The 5,391-nt window shown below is 33.1% G+C and carries 4 protein-coding genes; 1 reads left to right on the top strand and 3 read right to left on the bottom strand.

The window, feature by feature from the left end; translation table 11 throughout:
* Positions 1-170 precede the first annotated feature (170 nt).
* A complete protein-coding gene (locus J2Z81_RS15515; protein ID WP_226371748.1) occupies positions 171-1,142 on the top strand; it encodes an IS30 family transposase in 972 nt (323 codons plus the stop codon).
* 19 nt (positions 1,143-1,161) lie between these two features.
* Here J2Z81_RS15515 and J2Z81_RS15510 read toward each other — a convergent pair whose 3' ends face one another.
* The 3 genes from J2Z81_RS15510 to J2Z81_RS15500 form a co-directional block, all read right to left on the bottom strand.
* On the bottom strand, positions 1,162-2,295 hold the full coding sequence (locus J2Z81_RS15510; RefSeq protein WP_226371747.1) for a M24 family metallopeptidase: 1,134 nt from the start codon (positions 2,293-2,295) through the stop codon (positions 1,162-1,164).
* A 111-nt stretch (positions 2,296-2,406) separates the two neighbouring features.
* The gene (locus J2Z81_RS15505; protein ID WP_226981406.1) at positions 2,407-3,786 is read right to left on the bottom strand and encodes a sodium:solute symporter family protein; all 1,380 of its coding nucleotides are present in this window, start codon (positions 3,784-3,786) and stop codon (positions 2,407-2,409) included.
* A gap of 50 nt (positions 3,787-3,836) precedes the next feature.
* Entirely contained in the window at positions 3,837-5,009 is a 1,173-nt protein-coding gene (locus J2Z81_RS15500; protein ID WP_226371746.1) for a metal-dependent hydrolase family protein, read from the bottom strand.
* Between the last annotated feature and the right edge of the window lie 382 nt (positions 5,010-5,391).

Raw genomic sequence — 5,391 nt, 5'->3', positions numbered from 1 at the left:
CTTCAAGTAATGAAAAAGATAATGTAGAAAGTAAGGTTGGATGTGTCAGGTATAACTTCATTAATTCAGCACCAGTGATCTTAGATTGTAAAATTAAGCGAGACACAAAAAAGACATGTCATGATACACTCAATCTATAACCTACCAAAGTTAAGGAGAGTGTATCTGACATGTCCTACACCCATCTTACCAAAACAGAACTGGTATTCATAGAAGAATATCATGAATTTGGTCTATCAGGCCGAAAAATCGCTAAAAAACTAAAGCGTGGTCATGAAGCTATTTATCGTGTCATCCGACAGCTAAAAAAAGGACTTACTGCGATAGACGTTCATTTAGAATACAAAGCCAACAAGGCTAAGTGCGGTCGTAAAAGAATTCAATTAACACCTGATGAAAAGACCTACATCAAGGAGAAAGTCCGCGACGGCTGGACGCCTGATGTGATTATTGGACGGAGTGAAAGACCCATCCCCTGCAGCATGCGCACGCTATATCGCAAGTTTGAATTAGGTGAATTCGCCATAAATGACTTACCTATGCAAGGCAAACGAAAACCAAATGGCCACCAAGAAAAAAGAGGAAGACAAAGCTTTCGCCGCAGTATCCGTGGTCGGGATCAGCAACATCCAAATTACCAAAAAGAATTCGGTCACCTAGAAGGTGATACTATTATTGGTCGCCATCACAAGAGTGCTGTTATCACACTGGTTGAACGTTTAACCAAGTGCATTATCGCAATTAAACCAGCTGGAAGGCAAGCAGCTAACATTGAAACGTCACCCAATCAATGGCTTGGTCAACTACCACAAAACTTTTTCAAGTCTATTATTTTCGATTGTGGAAAGGAATTTTCCAATTGGAAATCCATAAGTAATAAGCAGGATATTGATATTTATTTTGCCGATCCTGGCACCCCATCCCAAAGAGGCCTAAATGAGCATTCCAATGGGCTTCTAAGGAAAAATGGGTTGCCAAAAGAAATGGACTTTAATTCTGTGACACAAGCGTATATTTCTGAAGTTGTACGCAAACGAAATAGCATACCAAGAAAGTCTTTAAACTACCAGACGCCGATTGAGTGTCTCATGAATTTTGTTGGTCAGGATTTTGACGAAAGTGTGCTGTCTCGCTTAATTTGACAAATGAAAATGTATTAAATTAGAAGGTTAAATCATTTAATTCTTTCGGGCATTCTGTTATTAATTTACTTCCGTTCTTAGTTAAAATCAGGGTATCAGAGTGACGGAATCCACCTATTCTAGGAATAAATATTCCTGGTTCGATTGTAAACACCATCCCTTCTTTAAGAATTAAATTATTATCAAATCTTAAAGATGGTTCTTCATGTGTGGATATTCCAATACCATGTCCAACTCGATGATTAGCGTATTCCACAAAACCAGCTTGTTTTAAATGGTTCCTTGACACTTCATCTACCTCTGCTGCAGTAACTCCAGGTTTTATAAAATCAATTGCTTTTTGCTGTGCTACTTTAGCGGCTTCAAAACCTCTCTTTTGATCATCTGTTAATTCACCTAAAGCAATAGTTCTTTCAAGCTCTGCTCTATACCCATTCAGAGATACTTGTCTACTATGAATGATTATATCTCCTTTTTGTAATTTTCTAGTGTTAGAGAAAACATGAGGCATTGTAGTTCTTTTTGTTCCAGAAGGAGACATAGAAAATAAATCTAGTGTTGAATTAGGATGCTTTTTAGCAGTTTCTTCAAATAAAACATTTGTTCCAATAGCATCTATTTCAATTTCAGTGATTCCTTCTCTACAAGCATTTAACGAGGTAGTAACAGCAAGATTAGACAGCTCACCTGCCTTTTTTATTAACTCGAGTTCTTCCTCATCTTTTATATAACGCATTTCTACAATTTTTTCACCAACATCCACAATTTCATATCCCAATTGTTGAATAAAATTAGCATGTTTTGCTGAAATAGAATCCATATCTACACCAATCTTAGAACCTGAAGGGTATTTCGAAAGTAATAATTTAAGTTGTTCTAAAGAACTAGTTCCTTTATGTGCCATTTCAGGGTGCTCGTAATATGCTATAATATTATTTACATTAGCATTTTCTTTAGCTTGTACTTCTTCTAAAGCAGGTACAATTAAGCTAGAGGAATTCATGTCCGCTAAATATATAATTGGACGTGAATATATAATTGTCTTAAAACCACTTAAATAATATTGGTGATCCGCATTTGCTATGATAATTGCGACTATTCCTTTTTCATACATAAAATGTCTAATAGTTTTTAAACGATGATTTACATTCATTCAAAGCCCTCCTAAATATATTATTAAAAATTAATTTGAACCAACCCTAATTGAAGAAATTAATTATTTCAATTTTATTTTTAAATATTTAATGTTGATTTTCCTATACATTTATTCACTTATCACAGTTTGATCATTTGTAATTAAAGAAACGGTTATAAGAGTAAGAACAGATAAAGGTAAAGCAACTATTACACTATTCCAATCTAATGGTTTATTAAGTATTTGTTCCCAAATAATAGTTGCACTCCCTCCAATTATAATTGATGACAATGCTCCTGCTGTAGTAGCCCTTTTCCAAAAAAATGTGGCTAAAACTACAGGTGTAATTGTTGCTCCATACATGGTATAAGCGTACATTTGCATTTCTAAAACATCTGGAAAAAAACGACCTAATAAATATCCTATAACCCCGATTATTACAACTGCTATACGATTATAACGCAAATAATTTTTCTGAGATAATTCACCTTTTAAAGTTGTATAAATGTCATATACAAGATTACCTGCCCCTGATAGCAGAAAAGAATTTGAAGTGGTAATAATTAATCCAATTGCTGCCACTAAAATTAAAGATCCTACAGGCGTTGGAATCCCATCTGATGCAACCTGTAAAATTGCCATATCAGTATTTTCGAGAGTAGGATACATAATAACAGAAGCTGCTGCAATAATAATAACCGCCGTTAGAACGAAAGCGTTTCCAAAGAAAAAAAGGATAGTTGACTTTTTAGCAGTGTCTGAGTTTTTCGCGGAAGAAAAACGATTATACATATTTTGATCCCCTAAAATAAGAGCAAAAGTTGGCAAAGCGAAACCAATTAATTGCGTAGCTGTTAAACCTCCGCTCCAAGTTAATTGTTGTGAAGATAATCCATTTTCCAAACCTGAAAATCCATCAACATTAGGTAAAACAAAAGGAAGTGCAAGTAATAAACCAAAAACAATTATTAAAGAACTAATAGAATCTGTATACGCAACCGAAAACATACCACCTGTTGTAGCTAAAAAAATAACTAAAACAGCTATAATTAATGTTGTTGAATTTTCGGATAAGCCTGTTATTATGCTTAAAAGGTGACCACCCCCAACAAATTGATAGGTAGCTATCCCAGTATATGCTAATAGCATAAATACTGAAGCCACTAATCGAGTATTTCTTCCAAATTTAATTTCTAATATTTGTGGTAATGTGTTTTTTTCTAATTCTCTCACTCTACCAGATACATAGTACAAAACTATAATCCCTATTGGTGCTCCAATAAAATATAAAATCCCTGCCAAGGGGCCATACTGATAAACAAAACTAGCACCTCCTAATATTGTACCAGAACCAACCCATGTAGATAATAAAGTACCTGCTAATACAATTCCTGGTAATCGACGCCCTGCTACTAAAAAGTCTTCACCTGTCTTCACCTCCCGTTTAGCAAAATACATTCCTAATATCATCATTCCAATAATATAGACTATTATTATCAACAAGTGCATAAACTCATCTCCTTTTAATTTTTATAGTTATAATATTGGAATGTATATGCTTATCTATTAATCTGTTTCCCTCTATGATAAACAGTATCAATTCCATAAAGAGCATGTAAATTATTAAGTGGATTTTCTTTAATTAAAATCATATCCGCTTTATATCCTTCTTCTATTTTTCCTATTGGAAGACTTAAAATTTTTCCAGCATTTACTGTTGCAGTTTTTAAAACTTCTTTACTGTTTGGATAAATTTTATACATTTGCAAAAGTTCATCTATAATAGATGGGTGTTTAACCAATGGAGCACCTGCATCCGTTCCACAACCGATTAAAATATTTCTACTAAAATATTTTTTAAATACTTCACTATGGATTTCCACTATACCCTTTGCTTTTAATTGTGCATACTCTGGGATCCCTTTAGCATAGGCGTTTTGTTTATAAGTATATAACGTTGGTATCCAAGCGATATTTTTATCTTCCATCATATTAATAAGTTCTTCATCCAAAAAATGTCCATGTTCTATTGTATCAACCCCTGCTTTAATGGAATTTAAAATACCTTCTCTTCCTATTGCATGAGATGCAACTTTAAGTCCAAATTGATGTGCTGTATCACATATAACTTTTAATTCTTCATAATTCAGTTCAGAATTTTGAACTGATTCTCCCTCCATTCTTCCATACACCCCTCCTGTAGCACTAACTTTTATAACTGAAGCACCTTTATATATTTGTTCTCGAGTAGCTTTCAAAGCCTCTAAAGGTCCATCTAAAAATCTTGCCCAAAAAGGATCATGCCCTCCCGTCATTGTTAAAGTTTTTCCACATGCAATTAAATTAGGACCTTCGCAAATGCCGCGTTTAATACCTCGAGCTGTCTCCAATGCAATATCGTCTATGGAACCAACATCTCTTATAGTTGTAATTCCATTACTAAGATATTTTTGAGAATTATACCCTGCCCGCATAACCATTTGGTCATGAGATTCTTTTTCATGTGTTTCTACTGGATTAAGTGAGCCATCCCACATTAAATGAACATGAAGATCAACTAATCCTGGGATTAAGTATGCACCTTGACCACTTATACAAGGTATATTTTCAGGGATTTTCTTTTTTGGAACGATCTTGTATATCATATCGTTTTTGATCCATATTGAATATCCTGATATTACTTCTAAATTTTCTCCATAAAGAATATGGGTATCAGTTATAATTTTTTCCATAATCATCCTCCTAATATATAAATTTTGTTATAAGTATCTTTATTATTAACAAATGCAATAAACATGCCATCATTAATCGAGATAACAATATTTTTATGAAAATTTTAATCTAATATCAGAGGCAGATAACCATTCTAAAAAGTTATTCAATTCTGTATTTTGAATAAAATCATTATTTAATTTAATTTAATAGTTTAAACTGTCAATTTTTTTAAAAAAAATATAGATTGTGTATAAATATCTTAACAGTTTAATCTTGTGAACTATCCATTACTTACTTCGCGGATAAGATAATGTATAGTATGCAATTCATCAGTCAAGTCCACAATTCTGTGTAAAATTAAATACAATGTTTTTAACCATAGATATTGTTATTTAAATT

Origin of the sequence: Virgibacillus alimentarius (assembly GCF_017874635.1) — a bacterium.
Taxonomy (GTDB): Bacteria; Bacillota; Bacilli; order Bacillales; family Amphibacillaceae; genus Virgibacillus_B; species Virgibacillus_B alimentarius.
The sequence above is the reverse complement of the archived record's forward strand: the minus strand, read 5'-3'. Positions and strand labels throughout refer to the sequence as shown.